The sequence below is a fragment of the Melaminivora jejuensis genome (assembly GCF_017811175.1).
GTDB lineage: Bacteria > Pseudomonadota > Gammaproteobacteria > Burkholderiales > Burkholderiaceae_C > Melaminivora > Melaminivora jejuensis.
Map to the genome: position 1 here is coordinate 1,695,408 of NZ_JACWIJ010000002.1, position 22,940 is coordinate 1,718,347.

General features: G+C 67.9%; 19 protein-coding genes. 8 read left to right on the forward strand and 11 right to left on the reverse strand.

The window, feature by feature from the left end:
- The first annotated feature begins 79 nt into the window (after window positions 1–79).
- From IDM45_RS08145 to IDM45_RS08180, 8 genes are all read left to right on the forward strand, one after another.
- On the forward strand, window positions 80–1,282 hold the full coding sequence (locus IDM45_RS08145) for a TyeA family type III secretion system gatekeeper subunit (RefSeq protein WP_209422387.1): 1,203 nt from the start codon (window positions 80–82) through the stop codon (window positions 1,280–1,282).
- Between the two features lies 1 nt (window position 1,283).
- Window positions 1,284–1,673 carry a CesT family type III secretion system chaperone gene (locus IDM45_RS08150; protein ID WP_209422388.1) on the forward strand — a complete coding sequence of 130 codons (390 nt, stop codon included), beginning with the start codon at window positions 1,284–1,286 and terminating at the stop codon, window positions 1,671–1,673.
- A gap of 35 nt (window positions 1,674–1,708) precedes the next feature.
- Window positions 1,709–2,149 carry a type III secretion apparatus assembly protein SctX gene (gene sctX, locus IDM45_RS08155; RefSeq protein ID WP_209422389.1) on the forward strand — a complete coding sequence of 147 codons (441 nt, stop codon included), beginning with the start codon at window positions 1,709–1,711 and terminating at the stop codon, window positions 2,147–2,149.
- Window positions 2,150–2,172: 23 nt separating this feature from the next.
- Window positions 2,173–2,568 carry a type III secretion apparatus assembly chaperone SctY gene (gene sctY / locus IDM45_RS08160; protein ID WP_209422390.1) on the forward strand — a complete coding sequence of 132 codons (396 nt, stop codon included), beginning with the start codon at window positions 2,173–2,175 and terminating at the stop codon, window positions 2,566–2,568.
- 11 nt (window positions 2,569–2,579) lie between these two features.
- Window positions 2,580–4,688, forward strand: a complete 2,109-nt coding sequence (gene sctV, locus IDM45_RS08165; protein WP_209422391.1) for a type III secretion system export apparatus subunit SctV — start codon at window positions 2,580–2,582, stop codon at window positions 4,686–4,688.
- Window positions 4,689–4,823: 135 nt separating this feature from the next.
- Window positions 4,824–6,422, forward strand: a complete 1,599-nt coding sequence (gene sctD / locus IDM45_RS08170) for a type III secretion system inner membrane ring subunit SctD (RefSeq protein ID WP_209422392.1) — start codon at window positions 4,824–4,826, stop codon at window positions 6,420–6,422.
- 14 nt (window positions 6,423–6,436) lie between these two features.
- Window positions 6,437–6,718, forward strand: coding sequence for an EscE/YscE/SsaE family type III secretion system needle protein co-chaperone (locus IDM45_RS08175; RefSeq protein ID WP_209422393.1), 282 nt, complete (start codon window positions 6,437–6,439; stop codon window positions 6,716–6,718).
- Window positions 6,715–6,948: an EscF/YscF/HrpA family type III secretion system needle major subunit gene (locus tag IDM45_RS08180; protein WP_209422394.1), complete on the forward strand. Its 234-nt coding sequence runs from the start codon at window positions 6,715–6,717 to the stop codon at window positions 6,946–6,948. Before IDM45_RS08175 ends, IDM45_RS08180 begins: the two co-directional genes overlap by 4 nt.
- Window positions 6,949–6,978: 30 nt before the next feature.
- Here IDM45_RS08180 and IDM45_RS08185 read toward each other — a convergent pair whose 3' ends face one another.
- The 11 genes from IDM45_RS08185 to IDM45_RS08235 form a co-directional block, all read right to left on the reverse strand.
- A complete protein-coding gene (locus tag IDM45_RS08185) occupies window positions 6,979–7,680 on the reverse strand; it encodes a HEPN domain-containing protein (RefSeq protein WP_209422395.1) in 702 nt (233 codons plus the stop codon).
- A 296-nt stretch (window positions 7,681–7,976) separates the two neighbouring features.
- Entirely contained in the window at window positions 7,977–10,874 is a 2,898-nt protein-coding gene (locus IDM45_RS08190; protein ID WP_209422396.1) for an Hsp70 family protein, read from the reverse strand.
- Window positions 10,875–10,881: 7 nt separating this feature from the next.
- Window positions 10,882–13,671 (reverse strand): hypothetical protein, encoded by a 2,790-nt coding sequence (locus IDM45_RS08195; protein ID WP_209422397.1) that lies wholly within the window; start codon window positions 13,669–13,671, stop codon window positions 10,882–10,884.
- 256 nt (window positions 13,672–13,927) lie between these two features.
- Window positions 13,928–14,992, reverse strand: a complete 1,065-nt coding sequence (locus IDM45_RS08200; protein ID WP_209422398.1) for a hypothetical protein — start codon at window positions 14,990–14,992, stop codon at window positions 13,928–13,930.
- Between the two features lie 6 nt (window positions 14,993–14,998).
- Window positions 14,999–15,871, reverse strand: a complete 873-nt coding sequence (locus IDM45_RS08205) for a hypothetical protein (protein WP_209422399.1) — start codon at window positions 15,869–15,871, stop codon at window positions 14,999–15,001.
- A gap of 131 nt (window positions 15,872–16,002) precedes the next feature.
- On the reverse strand, window positions 16,003–16,593 hold the full coding sequence (locus tag IDM45_RS08210; RefSeq protein ID WP_209422400.1) for a hypothetical protein: 591 nt from the start codon (window positions 16,591–16,593) through the stop codon (window positions 16,003–16,005).
- A gap of 140 nt (window positions 16,594–16,733) precedes the next feature.
- Complete coding sequence (locus IDM45_RS08215; protein ID WP_209422401.1) at window positions 16,734–17,456, reverse strand: hypothetical protein; 723 nt, start codon at window positions 17,454–17,456, stop codon at window positions 16,734–16,736.
- Between the two features lie 27 nt (window positions 17,457–17,483).
- Window positions 17,484–19,478 carry an ATP-binding protein gene (locus tag IDM45_RS08220; protein ID WP_209422402.1) on the reverse strand — a complete coding sequence of 665 codons (1,995 nt, stop codon included), beginning with the start codon at window positions 19,476–19,478 and terminating at the stop codon, window positions 17,484–17,486.
- 1,278 nt (window positions 19,479–20,756) lie between these two features.
- Window positions 20,757–21,005 (reverse strand): hypothetical protein, encoded by a 249-nt coding sequence (locus IDM45_RS08225; RefSeq protein ID WP_209422403.1) that lies wholly within the window; start codon window positions 21,003–21,005, stop codon window positions 20,757–20,759.
- Window positions 20,978–21,409: a hypothetical protein gene (locus IDM45_RS08230; RefSeq protein ID WP_209422404.1), complete on the reverse strand. Its 432-nt coding sequence runs from the start codon at window positions 21,407–21,409 to the stop codon at window positions 20,978–20,980. The genes IDM45_RS08225 and IDM45_RS08230 overlap by 28 nt, the downstream gene beginning before the upstream one ends.
- A gap of 232 nt (window positions 21,410–21,641) precedes the next feature.
- Window positions 21,642–22,676: an alpha/beta hydrolase family protein gene (locus tag IDM45_RS08235; protein ID WP_325168958.1), complete on the reverse strand. Its 1,035-nt coding sequence runs from the start codon at window positions 22,674–22,676 to the stop codon at window positions 21,642–21,644.
- Window positions 22,677–22,940: the final 264 nt, after the last annotated feature.

The following is a 22,940-nucleotide window of genomic DNA, read 5'->3' on the forward strand; positions in this document are numbered from 1 at the left end:
GCACTGAAGCGGCACTGGAACCTTTGTCCGAAGCGCTGTTACCAAGCGGCATACTCCCGTGGATTGCCCAGCACTGCCCATGTCCCGCATCGACGCCTTCAACCCTGCAGCCTCCTCCATGGATACCGCCCTGCGCCACGGCGGCGCCCAGCAGGGCGAGCGCGCCAGCGTCGGCCACTATGGCGGCCAGTTGGTCGAGGTCGATGAGACCGATTCCATCCTGACCGACGCCGCCGAGGAAATCAGCCTGCACCACTCGGAAAAGGCCGAATCCAAGCACTCCTCGCAGCGCAAGAAGGAAGCTGCGCAGAAGCAGGAAATGATGAGCCTGGAGGCCATCACCGCCTACATGGATGCGGCCCAGGCGCACGAGGAGCCCGAGCAGCTCGTCAACCTGGCCAAACGCATCCTGGCGCGCAACAACCCCTCCGGCGCTGCAGCCGGCGCCGGCGTGCGCGGCCAGTCCAGCAGCGGCACGCCCCAGGCCGGGCGACGCACGCGCGGGCGCCAGGACGAGGATCTGCAGGAAATCAAGAAGGCCTACAGCAACCCCACGCAGCGCATCCTGGCGCTGCAATACGTCATCCAGCTCGGCGAGCGCGAGCGCCACCCCGAAGAGCAATTGCAAGAGCTGCGCGACGCGCTGGACGAGCTGGAGCTGGAGCACGGCGAGGCGGCGCGCGCCGACATCAACACCGTAGCGGTCGCCGCGCAGGACGCGGCCAGCGGCGCCGAGGTGCTGGCCTTCCAGAGCACCTACCGCGACGTGGTGCTGGGCGAGAACACCCTGGCCAGCACGCTGCAGCTGGCGCTGGAGCGCTTTGGCGACGGGGATTTTTCCGCCGGCCTGCAGCGCCTGATCCAGGCGCTGGGGCAGGATCTGGCGGCAGCGCGCCCCTCGGGCGATCCGGCGCGGCTGCAAAGCCTGGTGCAGGATCTGTACCACCTGAGCGTGGCCAGCACCGTGCTCGACGGCTGCCGCGAGCTGCACCAGCGCATCGGCCAGCAGCATGGCCCGCTGCAGGGCACGCCGGTGTCGCTGATGCAGCAAATGGTCGGCCTGAGCGCGGAAAAATGGGTTTCCGGCAGCCGTTTCACCAGCCTGAGCCAGGATTTTGGCGCGCACGGCGTGCAGCCGCAGATCCATTTCCTGACCGGCGTGAAGGCGCTGATGCGCGACCTGCCGCCCAAGGTGTTCGTCGATGGCGATCAGCGCCAGACAGTTTTTCAGGCGGTGCAGGATGCCCTGGACATCGCCATCGATCGAGAGGAAGAGGCCTGACATGATGGATTTGCGCCAGGCACTGGCCGAATGGGGCGCCGCCATGGGACTGCCCGAGCTGCAGCCCGGCCCGCAGGGCACGCTGCAATTGCGCTTCGCGGACAGCGGCGCCCTGCTGGGCGTGGCCGAGCAAGACGACTGCGTGGTCGTCCACCACGCCGAGCCGGTGGCGCATGACGCCGCCGAGCTGCTGCTGCGCGCCATGCGCCAGGCGGCACACGTGGCCGAGCCGGCGCAGGCCGTGCAGGTCGGCCTGCGCAGCACGGCGGCGGGCGACTGGCTGGTGCTGGGCATCCGCATTCCGCACGACGAGCTGAGCGGCCAGCGCCTGCACCAGGCAGCACAGTACCTGCAGCAATGGCTGGCACAGCTGCCGCCGGCCAGCCCCTGACAGGCTGCACACCGACACCGGAGCGAGGGCGCACCATGACCAACATCCCGCTGAGCCATCTGGCCTTTGAACGAGGCATAGAGCGCATCACCCATGCACGCCAGGACAGTCAGCTGGAGCTGCCCGCGCGCGAACAGGCCCCCCCGCCCGACGCCGGCACCCAGCCGCAGCTCGAAGCCCTGCTGGCGCTGCCCACGCTGGACGACACGCTGGACGCCGCCCTGCGCCCGCAGCTGGCCAACCGCCAGCTGCTGGTGCCGACGCACTTTCGCCAGGCGCTGGACGATGCCTTGCAGGGGTTGAGCCAGGCCGCACAGGCCGCAGCCGATGCCACGAACGCCGACGTCACGAACGCCGATGGCGCATCCGGCAGCGACACGGCGCGCGTACTCAACCGCGCCGTGCGCCTGCTCAAGGAAGAATCCGCCCTGCGCGAACTCTTGCAGATGTACCGCAGCGCCCTCTACCAGGGCTGAACCGGCTCAGGACAACCACCCCCATGCCCCACTCCGCCGATCAGGCCGCGCCCGCCGCACTGGCGCACGCCAGCCTCGAATTCATGGACTTGCTGGGCTACATCTACCTGCAGCACCAGCAGCCCGGCAAGGCCGCCGTGCTGCTGGCCGCGCGCGACACGCTGGCGCCGGGTGATGCTGCCACCTTGCTGCGCCTGGCGCTGGCGCAGCTGCGCTCGGGCAAGGCAGCGCGGGCGCTGGACACGCTGGATCGCCGCGCCCTGCTGGGTGCGCTGGATGCCCCGTTCCACCTGGTGCGCGCGCAGGCGCTGCAAGCGCTGGAGCGCCCTGCCGAAGCCGCCAGCGCCATGCGCGCCTACGTCGCCCAGCGTGCGGCCATTGCAGCGCCGGCGCCGCCCCCTGTCCCTGCGGCCTCCTGAGCGCCCTCCCCATGTCCCAAACCGCCTTCGTCCCCCGCCTGCAACGCATCGTGCAGGTGGCCACCAGCCGCAACGACCTGGTGCTGGCCTTCTTCCTGGTGGCCGTGATCTTCATGATGATCCTGCCGCTGCCCACCTGGCTGGTGGACACGCTGATCGGCATCAACATGACGGTATCGGCCATCTTGCTGATGGTCGCCATGTATCTGCCCTCGCCGCTGGCGTTCTCGTCGTTTCCGTCGGTGCTGCTGGTGACCACGCTGTTCCGGCTGGGCATCTCGATCGCCACCACGCGCCTGATCCTGCTGCAGGGCGACGCCGGGCACATCATCTTCACCTTCGGCAACTTCGTGGTCGGCGGCAATCTGGTGGTCGGCCTGGTGGTGTTCCTGATCCTGACCATCGTGCAGTTCGTGGTCATCACCAAGGGCGCCGAGCGCGTGGCCGAAGTGGCGGCGCGCTTTTCGCTGGACGCCATGCCGGGTAAGCAGATGTCGATCGACGGCGACATGCGCGCCGGCACCATCGACATGGACGAGGCCAAGCGCCGGCGCGGCATTGTCGAGAAGGAAAGCCAGCTCTACGGCGCCATGGACGGCGCCATGAAATTCGTCAAGGGCGATGCCATTGCCGGCCTGATCATCGTCGCCGTCAACCTGCTGGGCGGCATCGTGATCGGCGTGATGCAGCGCGGCATGAGCGCCGGCGACGCCATGAAGACCTATTCCGTGTTGACCATAGGCGACGGCCTGATCGCACAGATCCCGGCGCTGTTCATCGCCATTTGCGCCGGCATGATCGTCACCCGCGTGCAATCGGGCGACGGGCCGTCCAACGTCGGCAAGGACATCGGCCAGCAGGTGCTGGCGCAGCCGCGCGCGCTGCTCATCGCCGCCGCCGTGGCGCTGGGCATGGGCCTGATCCCGGGGATGCCGCTGCCGGTCTTCCTGATCCTGGCCACCGTGGTCGGCACCGTGGGCTTTGTCGTGCTGCGCAGCACGCGCCGGGTGGTGGACGCCAAGACCGGACAGGTGACCGAAGTGCCGGCCATGCAGCCCGCCGGCGAAAAGCCGAAAAGGAAGGCCGACGACGCGGCCGACGAATTCGCCCCCACCGTGCCGCTGCTCATGGACGTGGCCAGCGGCCTGCAGCAGGCCTTCGACGCCGAGGTGCTCAACGACGAGCTTTTGAAGATCCGCCGCGCCCTGTACTACGACCTGGGCGTGCCCTTTCCCGGCATCCAGTTGCGCTTCAACGATGCGCTGCCCGCCGAGAGCTATCAACTGCTGCTGTCCGAAGTGCCGGTCTCGCAAGGCCGGCTGCGCCCGGGCTGGCTGCTGGTGCGCGAGAGCGAGGCCAACCTGCGGGCGCTGCAGATCCAGTACGAGAGCGGCGCCAAATTCCTGCCACACATTCCGACGCTGTGGGTGTCGGCCGAGCTGCGCGAGACGCTCACGCGCGCCGGCATCCCCTTCATGGACGCCAGCCAGGTGCTGACCTACCACCTGGCCTTCGTGCTGAAAAAATACTCCGCCGACTTCATCGGCATCCAGGAAACCAAGTTCCTGCTCAGCGCCATGGAAGGACGCTTTCCCGATCTGGTCAAGGAATCCACGCGCGTGCTGCCCATCCAGAAGATTGCGGAAATCCTGCAGCGCCTGGTCTCGGAGGACATCTCGGTGCGCAACCTGCGCGCCATCCTGGAGTCGCTCATCGAGTGGGGCCAGAAGGAAAAGGACTCGGTGCTGCTGACCGAATACGTGCGCTCCACGCTCAAGCGCCACATCAGCCACAAGTACACCAGCGGGCAGAACGTCCTGCCGGCCTATCTGCTGGCCCCCAGCATCGAGGACACGGTGCGCGGCGCCGTGCGCCAGACCTCGGCAGGCAGCTACCTGGCGCTCGACCCGGCCACCAGCAAGCGCCTGGTCGAGAGCATCCGCAAGGCCGTGGGCGACCTGTCGGCCAGCGCCCAGCGGCCCGTGCTGCTGACCTCCATGGACATCCGGCGCTACATGCGCAAGATGATCGAGCAAGACCTGTACGACCTGCCCGTACTCAGCTACCAGGAGCTGACGCAGGAGATCAACATCCAGCCGCTGGCGCGCATCGACCTGTGAGCGGGTCGGGACACATGCTGCAAACACTATGAATAACATAGCTGTCAGCGCTTGCTGCACAATGGTTTCAGGCCGATTTCGCTTGAAACCCCAGACCTGTCCGGGCGCTGCTGCCCACCAGGGCGGGGACACGCCATGAGCGCCCTGCCCCAGCCCCGCGTGCAGCAAGCCGCCAACGACACCCTCGACCTGCCCGAGCTGCGCATCCTGTCGGGCTGCCATGCCGGCGCCCGGGTGCCCATCGACGGCCCGCTGCGCCTGGGCGCGGGCGAGGACTGCGACGTCATCCTGAGCGACTTTGACCTGCCGGCAGGGGCCAGCATCGTGCTGCGCGCCGCTGCTGGCCGCTGGAGCGCCAGCCCGGACGGCACGGCAGCCGAACCAGACAGCCCAGACAGCAAGCCGCCAGACGGCGAGCAAGCCGGCAGCGCGGCAGCGGCGCCGGAGCTGCCGCTGGGCAAGAGCGCCAGCATCGGCGGCATTTTTCTGACCGTCAGCGCCGCCTATGCACCCTGGCAGCAGGCGGCGCCAGCCCCGGTCTCGGCAGCGGCCCGGCCCAAGGCAACCCCAGCGGCCTCCCTCAAGGCGGCTGCGCCAGCCGAGCCAGGCCAGACCCCGCAGGACAGCCGCCTCCCCCCGGCCACGGCTGCGGCGGCACCTGCCGTGGCGTCAGACACAGCCAGCGCAGGCAGGCCCGGCGCAGCCGCCAAAACCGCCACCGACGCCACCATCAAGGCCGCCACTGACACTGCCGCCAACGCCAACGCCGCCACCCAGGCCACGTCGGCCCGCTCCGGCGCAGGCCGGGTGGCGCTGTTGGTCGGCCTGCTGCTGCTGGCGCTGCTGCTGGGCGCGCTGCTGATCCTGTGGCTGGCCCAGGCCAGCGCGCCACAGCCCGCCGCGGCAACTGCAGCGCCCCCGGCCATCGACAGCGCACGCCAGCAGCAACTGCTGCAGGACATCCGGCAAACGCTGGCCGGGGTCGATCCGGCGCTGCGCCTACAAGTTGAACCCCTGCCCGACGGCGGTGCGCGCGTGTCCGGCTGGGTGGCCGACATCGAGCAGCTCGACCGCGTCGCCGAAGCCCTGGGCCGGCTGCGCCCGCTGCCGACCCTGGGGCTGCGCACGGCAGCCGACCTGCTCGACGAGCTGGGCGCCGCCGCCAACGCCAGCGGCGCGGCCCTGGGTTTCGAGCCGCTCGGCGCCGGGCGCATCCGCGTGTCCGGCGCGCTGACCACCCGGCAGGAGCAGGCGCAGGTGCTGGCACAGTTGCGCCAGCACCTGCCCGCCGGGGTCGAGCTGGTGGACGGCCTGCGCGTAGCGCAAAGCCACGGCCCAGCCGTTCAGGACTGGCTGCGCCAGGCCGGCTTCGACGGCGCGCAGGCGCACTGGGATGCGGACAGCGCGCAACTTGTCGTCGAGCTGCCTCTGGCCCCTCAGCAGCGCCCGGCGCTGGAGCGCCTGCTGGCCAGCCCTGGTGCGCTGCTGGCCGGCCTGCCCTTCACGCTGCAGGTGCGCGAGCGCGCGCCCGAGGCCGTGGCGCTGCAGCACGCCAGCGCCGCGCCGCTGCCGTTTCGCATTCGCGGCGTGGTCGGCGGGCCGGCGCCCTATGTGGTGCTGGGCGACGGCGCCAAGCTGCAGCCGGGCGGGCGGCGCAGCGGCTGGCGGCTCGAGCAAATCAACCCCGATACCCTGGTCTTCGACGGGCCGCGCCGCCTGACGCTGCTGCGCTGAGCCACACTGCCACCATGCAACTGCTGATCCCCGGCACCCCTGCCGCATCCTCCACACCCCAGGAGCAGGCCATGAGCCCGCTGGAGCAGGCCTTGCGCGGCCCCCAGGCCGAAGCGGCACGCGCGCAGGCGCTGCAAACGCTGGACACCCTGGAGCAACGCCTGCGCCGCAACTGCGCCCAGGGCCTGCCGCCCGAAGAGTTCGCCCAGGCAAACCGGCTGGTGCAAGCTTGCCAGGCCGCCCGCGAGACACTCACCGCGACTACCCACCCAAACCACCACAGGAGCCAACCATGAGCAACGGCATCAATTTCGACACCATTTCCTCCACCCTGGGCGTAGTCGGCACACGCCGCGAATCGGAACTGCGCGACATGATCGCCGGCCTCAAGGAGAACGCCTCGACCCTCGACCTGCTCAAGCTGCAGCAGCAGATGCAGCAGTGGACGATGTTCACGCAGATCCAGAGCACCGTGGTCAAGGAAGTGGCCGACGCCATGAAGGGCGTGATCCAGAAGGCCGCCTGAAGGGCGGCAGGAGCAGGCCGGGCAGCGCCTTCAGCCCGGCATCACCGGGTAGAACGGCTTGCCGTGGAACTGCTGCGGGTGCTGCATCATCACGTCCAGCAGCACCGGCAACATGCGCGCCAGCAGCGCCCGGCCATCGCGCACCTGGGCGCGGTTGACCGAGCTGTTCCAGGTGGCACCGCCGTGCATGAGCTGGTTGCGCAGCGTGTACAGGCGGATGAAGATTTCATACAGCACCCGCTCCGTGTCCTGCTGCGCCAGCGCCCGATGCACGCGCTGGCGCGCCTCGTCGAAAGAGTCGCGCCAATGCCCGGGGATGCTGCCATCGCTGCGCGGGTTGTTCAGCGCGTCCCAGAACGGCTGGAACAGGTACTGGTTGTCCAGCAGCACGCGCACCGGCCCGGGAAAGACCTGCCAGACCAGAGCAGCCAGCGCCCGCCCCTCGTCGAGCCGGCAGACATCGGCCAGAAAGCCGCGAAAGCGCTGCTGCTCGGACGTGCTGCCCGCCGGCTCGCCGCCGTCCTGGGCATAGGCGGCATTGAAGGCAATCCACAGGCAAACAAAGGCCAGGTCATCGTCGCCGCCCTCGTGTTGCACCTGGGCGCGCTGCAGCCAGCTCAGGGCGCGGTGCATCCGCAGGGTGAAGGCGTTGCGGCCCTGGGACACCAGGGCCTGGTGGCGCTCCAGCAGGGAGGCGGCGGTGGGGGTGGCGGTGGACGATGCGGAGGACATGACGGACGATTTTTCCTGTGACAGACTGCAGTGGCTCGATGGCATCCGAATTATGGTCAGCCGCATGGGCGCGACAGGAGCCATATCGGGCTGCGCCACATCATCAGTCTGCGAAAGGCCAATCTACGCGAGGTGAAACGCTATGCCGAAACTTAAGGACGGCACCATCCTCCCCACGCCCCAGGAAGATGCCGCCATCACAAAAGCGGCGCTGGCCGACCCGGATGCCCTGCCGCTGACGGATGGGCAGTGGCACGCTGTCCGGCCCCGGGCGCGTGTCAACCCTTCCCCTCTCCTCAATCCAGCTTCAGCGCCACGATGTCCGGATGTTCGGCCAGGGCGGCCTCGTCCTCGGCGGTAGCCAGCTCCAGGGTGTGCGGGCCGGTGGGGCGGGCAAACAGCAAATCATCCACACCGGCAGCGGGGAACTCCAGCCGGCGCTTGACCAGCTCCGGCGCGCCCTCCTTCAGCCCCTCGCGGGCCTGCAGGCTAGTGCTGCTCAGCAGGCTGAACACCCCGTCCTGCAGCGCCCCGACCTCCATCCACCGCCCATAGGCCGCGCCCGGCTGCAGCGCCGGCACGAAACGCCCCCGGCGCAGCCGCCCGACAAACCAGGCAAACGGGGCTTCGCCATCGTGCGTCTGCTCGACATGGTTGATCAGCAACGAGTTCTGCCCCGGCACCAGGCGCAACAGGCCCAGTGCCACGCCCGTCTTGCCGGTGGGCGCATGGTGGTTGCGCTCGTCCACCGGCAGCGGCGGATGCACCACCAGCTCGGGCGGCTGCGCGCCGAAGACCTCGGCCAGCAACTGCGGCCAGTGGCTGCCCTGGGGGTCGAACAGCGCCCGCACATGGCGCGAGCGGCAGCCGTTGCCGGCCAGCAGCACCTGGATCGGCGCACCCGCCGGCAGCCGTGGCAGCAGCCGCGCCAGCTCGCCCAGAAACAGGCGCACGCCGTGACCGATGCGCTGCGCCAGCAGGCTGTCCAGCGCCTTGGCATCGAGCAGCAGCTCGCAGCTCTTGCGCTGGCCCTCGGTGTCGATCAGCTCCAGCTTGATCTGCGGCTCCAGCTTGGCGTCCTCGCCCTCCATGAAAGGGCGCAGCCGCGCCGCCAGCTTGCCGGCCTCGCCCTCCATGAAAGGGCGCAGCCGCGCCGGCAGCATGACGGTGTTGGTCTGCGCCGCCTGGGTCGAGGCCAGGAACGATTCGCTGCCGGCAAAGCGCGCCGCATCCAGCGGGCAGGTGAACTGGATGCGCTGCTGGCGCAGCACCCCCAGGTTGTGCTGGAAGGTGGCATAGACCAGATGCTCCAGCAGGCCCTCGCCGCCCAGGTGGACATCGCCGCTGCTGGCCAGTTGCTCGAACACCTGCTCGTAGCGGCGCTCCTCCTGCGGCGTGGGCAGGCGCAGCAGGCCGAAGTCGAAGTCGGTGGTGCCGCCGCCGAAGTCGAACACGGCATAGGGCAGGCCCTGGTCGGTCGGCTCCAGCTCCAGACGGTGGATGGCGGCGGCGGCGTAGGCGGCCGGCTCGGTGGCCCACTCGCGCACCTCGAAGCGGTTGAGCACCTCGGGGTGGCTAGCTATCAGCGTCTGCGGCAGGCTGCGCTGCAGGCCGCGCGAGAAGCTGGCGCGGATGCGCTGCTTGACCTCGCGCGGATAGCGCGCCGGAAAGCTCAGGTAGTACTTCAGGTACAGCCCCTGGGTGCGCGTGTTGATGGCCATGCCCAGGTACCAGGCGTACAGCTCGATGGGGTCGAAGGGGTCATCCGCGCCGACCTGCAACGCCTGGCCGCGCACCAGGGTGCGTTCGGTGTGCAGGGGCAATTCGACCTCGTGGCCCTGGCGGTCGGTCAGGCGCACGCGCCGGTCGCCGCTGGCGCGCAGCGCCCATTGCTTGAGCCGGGGCAGCAGCGAGCCGAGGATGCGCGCATCGCCCTGCGTGCCCCGGTAGCTGGCCTGGGCCTCGTGGGCGGCGCGCATCCAGTCCCAGTCCAGCGCCGGGCGGTAGGCACGGGCCGTCCAGGCGGCGGCAAAAGCCGGGTAGTCCAGGCATTCGAGCACCGTGGGGTTCTCGAAGTGCAGGGGCTTGACCTCATCGAAGTAGTCGCGCACGCCAATGCGCAGCAACTGGTGCGCGCCGCTGCGGCTGTCCAGCGCCACCACGGTGCTGCTGGTGCCGAAGTCGATGGCCACGGCGTTGTCGGCCAGATCGCGCGCGGGGTCGCGCGCCACCAGGTCGAGCCGGCGCAGCAGCTCCGGCGGCTGGCCCCACAGCTCCCACAGGCCTTGCTCATGGTCGCTCAGTCGGCCTGCATCCAGCAGCGGCAAGCGGCAGGGGGTGTAGTCCAGGTGGGTCAGTTCGGCCAGCACCGAGAATTTTTCCGGCTGCAGGCGGGTGGCGCTCGGGTGGTCGGCCACCAGGTGCAGGCGCTCCTCCTTCCAGCGGGCTTGCAGTGCCTCGATGCTCAGGCCTTTCCAGGCGTCATCCACCGCGATGACAAAAGCCTCGCCGCTGGGCGGCTGCAATTGCCAGCCACGCTGGGCCAGGCCGGCCAGCATCTGCGCTGGGCTGGCGGATTGCCACAGGGCGTGGCGGGCGAAGATGGGTCCGTTTAGGGAACTGTTGACGCCCCAGCATCCGTTATCCACATTGCATCCGCCTGCTGCCGTCAGCCACAAGTAGTTCTCATCCCCACTCATGACCCTCAACCGATAGGCCTGTCCTTGGCGGTGCGGATTGCCGTTGGCGGTAGCGAAAGCGTACAGCTCGTCCTTGCTCGGCAAGGCCCAGCGCTCCAGGCCGGCCCAGCGGCCTTCGGCGACGATCTTTTGCCCGTCTGCCAGAGAAAAATAGTTGTTGCTGCTCTCATGGTTCCACAGCAGCCGGGTGGCGCTGTGCAGCGTGGCCAGATTGTTTTTCTTGCCGTGGGCGCGGACATGGGCAAAGGGGTGCTGGGCCAGGAATTTTTCCAGCGCACTGGCCGGCGGGTAGCACAGACCGGTCTCGGCATCGAACAGACCGCTGGCCTTGGCCAGGTCAGTCTCGCCGGCGGGCAGCACATGCCACAGCCGGCAGCCTTGCAGGGCCTGGGCAAAGCCGGCCAGCAGCTCGGCATGGCGCTCTTGCAGGTCGAAGCCGGCGGCGCTGCTGCACGTGGCCGGCGCGGGCGCGGCGGGGCGATTGCCGTGGTTCATGTTTTCCTCATTTTTGATAGCTGGATGCGCTTGCTGGATAAGCGTTTGCGCCGTTTTCATTGGGCTTTTTTGGCTCAGGACAGTGCCAGGACGGACACGCTGGCCTGCGCCAGCTCGCCGGGGCTGCTGGCGCAGGCCAGCTCCAGCACATGGGGGCTGCTGGGGCGGGCATACAGCCGCTCGCCGGGCTGGGCGGCGGGCAGGTGCAGGGGGTCTTGCGCAGCTCGCCGCTGTGCTCGCTCAGGCCGGCGCGGGCGCGCACGCTGGTGGTGGCCCACAGGTTGAACACGCCGTGCTGCAGCGGCCCCAGCTCCTGCCACTGCCCGTAGGTCGCGCCGGGCGCCAGCACCGGCTCGAAGCTGCCGCGCCGCAGCCGTCCGACGAACCAGGCAAACGGCGCCTGCCCGTCGTGGCGCTGCTGCACGTGGTTGACCAGCAGCGTGCTCTCGCCCGGCGCCAGGCGCAGCAGGCCCAGGGCCACGCCAGTCTTGGCCGTGGGCGCATAGGGCTGGGCTTCGTCCAGCGGCAGGGGCAGATGCACCACGATGTCGGGCGGCTGCTCGCCAAAGGCCTCGTGCAGCAGTTGCGTCCACAGGCTGCCCTGGGTGTCGAACAGCGCCCGCACATGGCGCGACAGGCTGGCGTTGCCGGCCAGCAGGACATGGATGGGCGCGGCCTCGGGCAGTTGCGGGCGTAGCCGCGCCAGCTCGGCCAGGAAGGCACGCACACCGCCGCCGATGCGCGCGGCCAGCAGGGCATCGAGCGCCTGGGCGTCCAGGTGCAGCTCGCAGTGCTTGTGCTGGCCTTCGGCGTCGAGCAGCTCCAGCTTGATCTGCGGCTCCAGCTTGCCGTCCTCGCCCTCCATGAAGGGACGCAGCCGCGCCGCCAGCATGACGGTGTTGGTCTGCGCCGCCTGGGTCGGGGCCAGGAACGATTCGCTGCCGGCAAAGGGCGCGGCATCCAGCGGGCAGGTGAACTGGATGCGCTGCTGGCGCAGCACCTCCAGGTTGTGCTGGAAGGTGGCATAGACCAGATGCTCCAGCAGGCCCTCGCCGCCCAGGTGCTCGTCGCCGCTGGTGGCAAGCTGCTCCAGCACCTGGTCATGGCCCTGGTCTTCCTCCTCGGGCGTGGCCCAGCGCAGCAGGCCGAAGTCGAAGTCGGTGGTGCCGCCGCCGAAGTCGAACACGGCATAGGGCACGCCGGCCTCGGTCGGCTCGATGCGCAGGTGGTTCAGCGCGGCGGCGGCGTAGGCGGCCGGCTCACTGGCCAGGGCGGTGACCTCGAAGCGATTGAGCACCTCGGGGTGGTGAGCGATCAGCGACGGCGGCAGGCTGCGCTGCAGGCCCTGGGCGAAGCTGGCGACGATGCGCTCGCGCACCTCGCGCGGGTATTTGACCGGGAAGCTCAGGTAGTAGCGCAGGTACAGGCCGCGCCCGCGCCAGTTGATGGCCATGCCCAGGTACCAGGCGTACAGCTCGATGGGGTCGAAGGGGTGGTCGGGGTCGGCCTGCAGCGCCTGGCCGCGCACCAGGGTGCGCGCGGTGTGCATGGGCAGCTCGATTTCATGGCCCTGGCGGTCGGTCAGGTGGACGCGCCTGTCCTTGCTGGCGCGCAGCGCCCATTGCTTGAGCCGGGGCAGGATGCTGGCCAGCACCTGGGGCTGGCCGGGGTTGTCGCGGTAGTTGGCCTGGGCCTCGTGGGCGGCGCGCATCCAGTCCCAGTCCAGCGCCGGGCGGTAGGGGTGGGCTGTCCAGGCAGCGGCAAAGGCCGGGTAGTCCAGGCATTCGAGCACCGTGGGGTTCTGGAAATGCCGGGGCGCGGGTTTTTCGTAGAAGTCGCGCACGCCGATGCGCAGCAGCTCGTGGATGCCGGCGGGCGTATCGACCGCCACCACGGTGCTGCTGGTGCCGAAGTCGATGGCCACGGCCTGCGGGCGCAGGTCGAGCGCCGGGTCGCGGGCGACATAGCCGAGGCGGTCGAGCTGCTCGCGGGTCGCACCCCACAGCTCCCACAGGCCTTTTTTCGGGTCGGTGAGCTGGGAGGCGCTCAGTTGGGGCAGGCGGCAGGGGGTGTAGTCCAGGAGGGCCAGCTCATTGGATGCCGAGGCTGGTTCTGGCGACGCTGCACGGGTAGATTCGTCCTGGTTGTCGGCCACCAGGTGCAGGCGCTCCTCCTTCCAGCGGGCTTGCAGTGCCTCGATGCTCAGGCCTTTCCAGGCGTCATCCACCGCGATGACAAAGGCCTCTCCGCTGGGTGGCTGCAATTGCCAGCCACGCTGGGCCAAGTCGGCCAGCATCTGTGCCGGGCTGGCGGATTGCCACAGGGCGTGGCGGGCGAAGATGCTTCCATTGCGGGAACTGCTGACGCCCCAGCATCCGTTATCCACATCGCATACGCCTGCTGCCGTCAGCCACAAGTAGTCCTCATCCCCACTCATGTCCCTCAACCGATAGGCCTGTCCTTGGCGGTGCGGATTGCCGTTGGCGGTAGCGAAAGCGTACAGCTCGTCCTTGCTCGGCAAGGCCCAGCGCTCCAGGCCGGCCCAGCGGCCTTCGGCGACGATCTTTTGCCCGTCTGCCAGAGAAAAATAGTTGTTGCTGCTCTCATGGTTCCACAGCAGCCGGGTGGCGCTGTGCAGCGTGGCCAGATTGTTTTTCTTGCCGTGGGCGCGGACATGGGCAAAGGGGTGCTGGGCCAGGAATTTTTCCAGCGCACTGGCCGGCGGGTAGCACAGACCGGTCTCGGCATCGAACAGACCGCTGGCCTTGGCCAGGTCAGTCTCGCCGGCGGGCAGCACATGCCACAGCCGGCAGCCTTGCAGGGCCTGGACGATGCTGGCTTGAGAATCAGGGGATTTCTCCGATGCGCCTTTCTTTGCAGCATTAGCGGCCCGAGTCTTGAGAGAGACCCGAACGGTCTTAGCCGGCTTGGTTGCACTGCTGTCAGTCGAGGCATTCGAGAGATTTGAGAATTGCTTATACCAAATCATTTTTATAGCTGCTTACGCTTGTCCTGCAATGGTTTGAAGCGGATTTGACCCCGAAAAAGGTAGGTCAGCCAGTACGCACCAGCGGCTTGCAAAAGACCGCGCCGCTGCCTTCGACAATGCCGGGCAGGAGCTGGGCCTGGATGCGTTCGCCAGCGGGCGTGTGCTGGCTGCGCTGGTGGCGGTCGTAGTCGTAGCTGCTGCCAGGGGCCACTTCGAGCAGGCTGTAGGGGCGGGTCTTCCAGTTGTGGTTGTGCCAGGCCAGCGCGCTGGCCAGCAGGGTGGCCTCGGCGGCGCTGGCGCTGCGCCGCTCGGCATTGCAGCGCTCGTGCAGCACCGTCCACAGGCGCCTGAGGTTGTCGCGCTGCGACAGCACGGCCACGGTGCGGATCAGCGCCTGCTGGGCATCGTCGGGCAATGGGGCGATGTCCAGGCGCTGGGCCAGCTCGGCGTCCTGGCGCAGCATGTCCACTTCCGGGCTGTGGGGGAATGCACAGGCACGTTCGCGCTCGAACTGCAGTTCGGCCTGGCAGTCGTCCAGCTTTTTCTGCGCCTGCTGGGCGGCCTTGCGTTGCCTGTCCATGTCCTTGCGGCTCTGCTGGAGCTGCTCGGCCAGCCAGTGCGCCTCCTGCCGCAGCGCCTGGTTGTCGGCGAGTTGCTGCTGGCCTTGGGCAGTGCAGGCCTGCAGCTCGGCAGCGATGGCTGCGCAGCGGCTCTCCAGCGCCGACATTTGCGCCTGCACCTGCGCCAGTTGCTCCAAGGCGTCATCGCGCTGTTCGGCAAGCGTGCGCAGCGCGTCTTCATCGGGCTGTGCGACTGGCGGCGCGTCAGTGTCCACAGCGCTGTCAGCGTGGGTGCGGACAGCAGTGCGGGCCGGCTGAACCGGTGGCGTCGATGCGGTCGGCAGTTCGGGCTGGGCAATGCTGCGGATCAGTGCGCGCAGCGGCTCGAAGTGCTCCAGCAGCAGGCGCAGGTCATGGGTGGAGATGGATGTGTAGGAGGGGAAAAGACCGCTTGTGCTTTCCCGATTCCAGTCCTTGAGGAGCTTGTCCAGTCGCTCCTGACTGTTCTTGTCCAGCGGCCTGCTAATGTTGGGGCTGGTGCGGGTGGTGGCTGCGGGGCGGGTGGTCATGGCAGCTCACACTCCTTCCAGGTCGGCGACCAGTTCGCGCATTTCCGGGCGCACCTGCAGACGCTGGCGGTGTGGCAGGTCGCTGACGAATTGCACGATTTGCCGCTGCAGCGCGCGCGGCAGGGCGCGCAAGCGCCGTTGCTGCACGCGCAGGACTTCATCGGTCGGCTCCGGGTAGGGGTTGGGCAGGTTCAGGGGTTCGATGCGCCCGCACAGCAAGGCGATCTCGTGGCTGCCCAGCACCGAGAACACGTTGATGAACAAGGCTGGCAGGTAGGTGACCAGGCGCTCGGCATCGACTTGCTGCAAGGCGGCGTGCTGCTGGCGCAGTTGCGCGTTTTCCTGCTCCAGCGCGGCGCGCTCGCTGGCCAGGCGCTCGCTCTCGCTGGCGTGTTCGCGCGCCCGGCTTTGCTCCATGCGGGCGCGCTCGGCGGCATCGTCGGCACTGGCCAGCCAGGGCAGCAGGCTGCCCTCCAGCAGCGCGCCCAGTGCCTCCGGCGCGGCAGCCTCCCAACCGAAGCGCCCGGTCAGCCATTCCCAGGACAGGATTTGCCAGAGCGCGGCATCCGCGCTCCAGCCATTGGCAGCACCAGGCTCGGCCAGCAAGCCGCGTCCCCAGGCGTCGGCCAGCCAGTGAACGCTGGCAAGGGCCTCGCCCCCGGAGTGCAGCAGGCTGGTCAGATCGTCCCAGGCCGAGCGCACGCCGTGCCGGTCGCGGATGGGCAGTCTGTCTTCTCCCCTGATCGGCTGGCGACGCACGGCGCCCGAGCGGGAAAGACGCCAGGCGGACAGCTCGCCGTTGGTCAGCAGCAGCACCAGGGAGGTCGAGGCACCGGGCGCATCGAAGGCCGGGAGGCGGGAGGCAGGAGAGGCACTCATGCGGCGCGTCCTCCAGGGCGGATACAGGAGAGGGTCGAAAAATGCACGACAGGGTTCACGGGTTGGGGATGGAAAAACCGGACACTGGCCGCTGGGCCATGTCCGGGGCGCAGGGTGGCAATGGGTGTCGATCAGCGTGCGGCGTTGCGGTTGGCTTCGTCGAGCTGGGCGGCATAGCCGGTTGTGGCGGCTTTCAGGGCGTCGTAGTGCTCGTCCAATTGCTCATCGTTCATCGGGCTGCCGTCCGGGTTGACCTCCAGGGATTTTTCCAGGCTGCGCGCCGCTCCGCCGGAGAGCTCGCCCTCCAGGTATTTCCAGACATCGCCGTTGAATCTTCCCTGGGACACCCAGGCGGCCATGCGCTCGGGCGTGAAGTATTGCGGGTTGCTCATGGGCAGCAACCAGATGGCTTCGAGGCTGCCGGGCTTGGCCTTGAACTTCTCCTCCAGGCCATAGGTGGCAACGCCAAGGCCGGCAGTCATCTTCTCGGCCATGCTGCGCTCGGCCGTGGCCTTGGGGCTGATGTCGAAGTTCCGCAGCTTGTCCAGGTATTCATCGAACCTGTCGAATTTCTCCAGGGTGATGCCTTTGTCGGCAGCCTGCAAGGCGCGGTCGCCAATATCCTCGACCTTTTCCTCGGGCTTGAAAATGCCGAGGGCGCCCAGGAAGCTGTTGGCAAATCTGCCCACTGTCCCCAGCACTGGTGAAACGGTGGACAGCACACCTCCTATCACCGGCCCCACCCCGGTGGCAAACGAGGAAATGCCACGGCCAATTGCGCCCACGGCAGAAGAAATACCGCTACAGACAGAACTGAAGGCGCCGCTGATGGCGCCGCCGATATTGCTCCAAAACCCCATGATTACCCCCTGTTTGTTTGATTGCTTTCGGCATCGGATATCTTGTGCTTCAGATCATCCCATGCGTCACTGGCTGACTTGAGCGTATCGTAGAGCTTGTCGAACTGGGCTTCGCTCATGTCGGGTGTTTCAAGGCTTTTCTCGAAATTGCGCGCCTGCCCGCCGGACAGGGAGCCGTCGAGATAGTCCAGCACTTCGCGGCCAAAGGTGCGTGTCTCCATCAGGCTTTGCATTCGCTCGGGGGTGAAGTAGTCCGGCTTGAGCAGCGGCAGCAGCCAGATGCCATCGAAGGAGCCGGGGCGGGTCTGGTATTTTTCCTCCAGCCCCACAGTGGCGATGCTCAGGCCGGCCAGCACCAGCTCCACCGGGCTGCGCTCCTTCATGCGCGGGTCGAGCGGCATGTCCCGCAGGGCTTGCAGGTATTGCCCCACGTCGTCGAACTTGTTCAGCGGCATCCCCTGCATTCCAGCTTGCAGGGCGCGTGCGCCCAGGTCTTCGATGGTTTCGCCAGCCTTCAGGATATCCATGCCGCGCAACAGCGCGTTGGCAAACTCGGTCAGCATGGGCAGCATGGGTTTGACCACTTCCAGCGCGCGCGCCAGGGTTGGCACGATGTTGGTGGCAAAAGCGGCTACTGCCGGGCCAATGGAGCTTACGGCAGTGGCAATGCTGGTTGCAGCGGCACTCAGCAAGCTGAACCCTGCGGTGATGATGGGAAATATCATGAATAAAGACTCCGGTGGAATTAAAAATTAAATCGCTTTGAATTTTTTCAACATATCAAATAATTTATCAAAATCCTCAATAATTGATCTTTCAAATCTTCCGACTTGCGTCAGTTCTCCCGAATCAACGCAGAGATGCAGGATCCGAAATAAAGCACTGAAAGCACGAGCGAGAAAGGACTGTTCTGATGCGAAAGACCAACTGACGCTCGTGGTCTCGGGTTTGATCTTGGGATTGGCATCGAGCATCAGTGCCAGCCACGCTGCAGTCAGCAAGTCCTGCGGCCAGTCATCAGCTTGAGCTGCGCGCCACTGCACATAAGCGCCCTGCCCTTGCTCGGCCAGGGGCTGCCAGTCGCGCTGCCAGGCCTGCAGCCAGCGCAAGGCCATCTGGGCATGGGCAGGGTTCTTGCCGGCATCCGCCAGCCGCAGCAGCTGGCTGTGCCCCTGGCGGGTCTGGCGCACGAAATCCGCAAACACCTTGCGCTCGGACGGCTCGGCGCCCTCCTGGGTCAGCCAGCCCAGGCGGCACAACTGCGGGTAGTAGCGTGCGCGCTCGCGCCAGAGCTGCTCGACGGCTATCGGCTCCAGCTCGAAGGTGGATGGCCTGTCCGTGCGGGCGCGGTCGTTGCGGATGGCTGCGTGAACAGCCCCGTGCCAGCCACCGCAGAACACCACGGCCTCGCCCGTGGCCAGGTTGGGCAGGAAGTTGCGCTCGTCGTCGTCCATCATCATGGACTCGCCCATGGCCCGGCGGTCATCCTCGGCAAACAGGCGATGCACGATCTTGGCGTGCGTGTTCTTGATGACATCGGGGATCAGCTTGGCCGGTATCTGGTCGGCAATGATCAGCCCGGTGCCGTACTTGCGTACCTCGGCCAGCATGTCGGCAAAGGACTCCACGGCCAGCGCCGCCGCCTTGTCGCCCGGCTCGGGGCGCGACAGCAGCCGGTGCGCCTCCTCGATCAGCGTGAGCTGGCGGAAGCTCCGGTCTTGCCCGTGGCGCTGGCGCATGGTCTCGTTCAGCGCACCCAGCAGCAGGGCCATCATGATGGCCTTCTCCTCGCCGCTTTGCAGCTCTTCGAGTTCGATCACGGCGCGCCGCTGCACCAGGGCGGAGAAATCGATGGATTGCGGCACGTCCAGCACCCGTCCCAGCGTCCCATCGGTCAGGCTGCGCAGGCGTGACACCAGCGAGCCGCGGTACTTCTCCGCGAATTCCTTGCCCAGGCCGAAGTTGGGGATGATCGCGTCGAGTTGGCGGATCATGTCGCTCATCGTCGGCCAGGCGCGGCTGAGGGGATCGAACGGGTCGCCGCCGGGCAGGTAGCTGTTTTCGTCGATGTCCCAGCCCTTTTCCTCGTAGGCACCCAGGATGGCGGCCTCGACCATGGCCGGCATGGAGGCCTCCATCGGGAAGACGGCGGTCAGCACGTTCTTCAGGAAGCCGGCGTGGCTCTTGATGCGCTGCTCGGGGCGCACCAGGGCAAAGGGGTTCAGGCGCAGGCTCTGGTGGTCGTCGCCATTGGGGCGGTAGTAGTCGATGCTGCCCGGCAGGTGGGCGGCCAGCTCGCGGTACTCGGTCTTGGCCGGCTCGATGACCAGAAACGGCAGGCCCGACTCGATCAGCAGGTTCAGGCAGGTGGTGGTCTTGCCGGCCCCGGTGACGCCGGTGACGAAGACGTGCTTGTTCAGGTCGGCGCGCGAGAGATGAATGCGGTTGTTGGGATAGTGCCGCCCCTGGTCAATGACACAGCCCAGATCAAGCGCGTTGTCCGCGTCCTGGCGCGGCACGTCCACCTTGAAATCCACGGTCTTGCGCCGGCGTATGCCTTGCAGCTCGCTGTGCGGCAGCCCGGCGATGATGGCCAGCTCGTCGGCGGTCACCAGGCTGCCCAGGCCGCCGTGGCGCGGGTCGTGCAGCAGGCTGTAAAACAGCCAGTCGGCTGGCTGCGCCACATCGGCGCGGTGCGGCGGCAGGCGCAGTTGCTGGCCGTGCTGCGCCTTGGGCAGATCGAACACCTGCAGCGGGCTGTGCGTGCTCTCGCCCCCTGGAAAGTGGCGCGTGCGGCGTTTTTCAGGCGCTGGTAGGTGACTTGATCGTCTGCCGACAGATAGATGGCGCTCTGGAACAAGCCCTTTGTCAGGCCCTTGTGCAGCCGGGCCAGCAACTGCTTGTCGATGTGTTCGAGCAGGTGCTCGGCGCGCTTGTTGGTGACCTCCTGCGTGATGCCCAGGGTGCTGCCGCTGCTGTGGTTGAGGCTGCTGGTCTCGCTGGTGGCACGCGAGACGCTGCGGTTTTCGTTGGTGCTGGTGCCGGTGCTGGTGGTGGTGCCGGTGTTGGTGCCCCAGCTCTTGCCTTGCGTGGTGCCGCTGGAGGACGAGGAGGAGTTGGAACTCGACGATCGGCCATTGCTCGTGCCCTTGGAGGCGCTTTCATTCTTGCCCCGGGTGTGGCTTTCACCCGCATTGGTGCCCGAGCCTTCGCTGTAGCTGTGGGTGTCGGTGTTGCCGGTGGATACGCTTTTTTGCTCGCCGGTGTTGCTGCTGGCCTGCACGCTGGTGCGCGCCAGCAGGGCCAGACGCGAGGACAGGGCGTAGGCCTCGTCGAGCAACTGGCGCACCTGCACGCTGTCCAGGGGCTGGCTGACGATGCACAGGCTCCAGTGGCTGGCGTTCGTGCTGCCTTTTTGGTCGCACGACTGCAGCGTGCGCACCAGGCGATCGAGCCCCTGGAAGTTGCACTCCTGCTGGGGCTGCTCCTGCGCTGCCTCGGCAGTGGGCGTGCCCAGCATCACCCCCTGGCGCGGGGCGCGCAGCAGGTTGTCGAGCAGGCTGCTGTGCTCGGCGCTGTCCACGCTGGCGAAGTTGACCCCGGGCAGCTGGCCTTCGAGGGCGCTGCGCAAGTCCTGCACGCTGTAGTGCAAGTCCTGCTGCGCGCCTTCGGTCACTGCCCCGAAGTACAAGGCCACGCCATCGGCACTGCCCTGCAGCAGGTACAGCAGGCGCATGGGTTGCCCGGGTGCGAACTGGGCATAGACGTTGGTCAGCGCCTGGCGGTAGTCCTGGTGGTTCTGGGCGTTGATCTCCGCAACCCGGAACAGGCGCACCTGGGGCCGTCCCGCCAGGGGGGTGGCCCAGTGCAGCACCGGCGGCTGGGACAGCGCTTGCAGCCAGCCATCCTGGGCGAGCGGGGACAGGAATGCCGGGGATGCCCGGAGCGTCTGGGGGGGTGGGGGTTTTGTCATGCAGGCTCCTCTCTCGTATATGTAGCGCAAGGTACGCAACCAATTGTGACCCTCAAACGACCGCTGCCGGGGCTGTCTGCCCTGCCCGGTGCAGCTCCAGCGCCAACAGGGCGTTCTCCAGCTCGTGCGCCATGCGTTGCAGCACCATGGCTGCGGCCTGCGCCAGCTCTGCCGTGACGCTGGCGCGGTCGGCGCACACGATGCGGCGCAGGCGCTCGGCGTCACTGCGCGCATCCTTTTCCATGTGCTCGATCACGTAATCGACATCGTTTTTCAGCGCACGCGACAGCACGCTGAACACCCCGGGGCGGGCCTTGCTGAACCAGTCGTCGAACCGGGGGCCAGGCGCTGGCGCAGGCGCAGGCTCTTGCGCAGGCCATCCAGGTCGGCGGCAGCGGCATCGAACGTCCAGGCAGCGCCGGCGGCGGCCTGCATGGTCTGGTGCAGCGCCTGGATGCGCGGCCCAATCCAGCGCTCGCTGGCGGCATCGAAGGCCATGGCCATGCCCATCAGCAGGCCTGTCTTGGTGGTGTCGGCAAAGTCCCAGATCAGGCCATCTGCGAGCAGGGCGTTGAGTTCGCGCTCGAAGTCGTCCCAGACTTCATCGGCGATCAGGGAGGCGGTCTGCTCCGTCTGGACGCGCCAGGCCTGCAGGGCCGCGCGCTGGCGCTCCAGGATGTCGTCGAGCGGGGTGGTGGTGCGCATGGAGTTCTCCTTCGGTATCCGCTGCCATTCAGCGGTAGCGCGAATGTAGAAATCCAGCGCGACAGGTTGTGTCGCAAGCCACAGCCTTGGCGCTCCGTGGCATCGAATCAGGCCAGCCTCTTGCCCCAGGTCTCTGGGCCGAGGCTGGCCTCACCCCTCTTTCAGCTCTCTTTTCAATAGCTGGCAGCGCTTGTCCAGCAAGGGTTTCAGGGGGATTTTTACCAAAAAACCCTCATAGCCCGCGCGCCGTGCGCTGCATGGTGCCGATGGCGTAGGTGAAGTACTCGGGCACGCACTCCAGGTGCCCGGCGGGGCGGCTCTGGGTGCATTCCTGCAGGGATACCGGCGCGCCGCCGGCGGCCACCAGGCTGTTGTAGCCCGCCAGGCCGGCCACGAAGGGCACGGTCTGGTCGTCGCGGCCGTGGAACAGATAGACCGGCGCCGTGGGCTTCCAGCCCCAGTCCACGCTGCTGAACTCCTTGAGGCCCTGCTGGTTGTCAGCCAGGTACAGGTCGATGAAACGACCGTCGTAGTCCACGTCGGCATCGCCCGGCATCATGGCGCGCATGAGCTGGCGGCGCACCTCGGCGCGCAGCGAGCTGCCCAGGTGGCTCAGGTTGCCGGGCTTGAGCAGCCAGGCGATCTCCGGGCGCTCGTCCTTGACGCGTTGCAGCTGCGCGTCCAGCGTGACCTGCAGGTCGTAGGGGCCGGCTGCCGGCAGCGAGGCCTGCAACTGGCCCAGCAGCGGGCTGCCGCTGCGCTCGAGTTCGCGCTGCGCGGCCATGGTGGCGTAGCCGCCTTCGGAGTAGCCGACCAGGTACAGCTGGCCGGTGTCGGCCACGCCCGCACCGCGCCGCCAGGTCTGCGCGGCGGTCAGCATGTCCAGCACGGCGCGCGCCGTGGGGCGGGCCTGCAGGTAGGGGTGCGGGCGGTCGTTGGTCTCGCCAAAGCCTACGTAGTCGGCGGCTACCACGATGTAGCCCAGCGAGGCCAGCACCATGGGCGGCTCGGCGGGTTCGAGCTTGAGCGAGGGGGCGTTGTCGTTGCGGAAGGTGGTGGCGTGCTGGTAGCTGATGACCGGGCTGGCCGCGCCCGGCCCTTTCTGCGGCACCGCCACCAGGCCGGAGGCGCGCACCAGGGCGCCGTTGCCGTCTTCGGTCAGGTAGGACAGGCGGTAGGTCTGCACCGGATAGCGCGGCGTGACCTCGGGCACTTTGCTGTGATCCTGCGCCAGCGCGGCGCTGATGGCCTGCGGGGTGATCTGCACCAGCTGCCGGGCCTCGACCAGTTCGCCCAGGCCCTGGGGCGCGGGCGGCGGCGGGGGCAGCTCCTCGTCCTTGCTGCCGCCGCCGCAGGCGGCCAGCGTGGCGACGGCGCCAGCCAGGGCGGCACCGTGCAGCCAGCGGCGCAGCCGCTGCGGGGGATGGTGGGGGTGCGGGTGGTGCGGGTGGTGGTCATCGCCTCTCCTGGGACTTGCGGGTGATATTCACGGGTGTTGGGGTGGTCGGGATGGTGGACGGTGGGCGGGCGG